1 protein-coding gene is annotated in these 745 nt (G+C 36.6%); it reads right to left on the reverse strand.

Features of this window, described 5'->3' with window-relative positions; genetic code table 11:
* The coding region (locus tag AC1DTM_RS29935) for a dipeptide epimerase (RefSeq protein WP_477001640.1) at positions 1-745 on the reverse strand (745 nt) is incomplete at both ends.

The raw sequence follows: 745 nt of genomic DNA on the forward strand, positions 1-745 counted from the left end.
GCTAAATGTGCAACAGCGCTAACTGAAAGTGAAGATTCCATCATACTTCCAACCATACATTTCACACCTGCTGCTTCCGCAATATCCGCAATTTTCCAGGCTTCTCGAATACCACCGCATTTCATTAATTTAATATTAAGTAGGTCTGCATATCCTCCTTGGACAATCTTTAATGCGTCGCTTGCCGAAAACATACTTTCATCTGCCATAATAGGCGTTTGTACATTGTCCTTCACGTACTTTAATCCATCCCAATCTTTCGCATGAACTGGTTGTTCTACAAATTCTATATTTAAATTTCTATTCTCCATTTCTCTAATAATAGAAACAGCCTCTTTTGGTTTCCATCCTTGATTTGCATCTAAACGTAGCGTCGTATTCTTTGGCACTACATTTCGAATTGCCTCTATGCGTTCCAAATCTAAATGTGCCTCTTTACCCACCTTAATTTTTAATGTTTGGAATCCCTTTTCAATATGCTTTTTCGCTTCTTTTGCCATTAATAAAGGTTCATCCACACTTACTGTAATATCAGTATAAATCTCTTTCTTTCCACCTAGTAATGCGTATAACGGTATGTTGTGAAATTGACAATACACATCGTATAAAGCCATATCTACCGCCGCTTTTGCACTTGTATTTCCTATACAACTCATTTGAATGTGTAACAATAACGTTTGAAATTGCAGTACATCTTTTTCAACTAATACAGAACGAATTGGTCCTAATATTGCTTCCTCCATCC

The organism is Bacillus sp. P4_D3 (assembly GCF_056401855.1).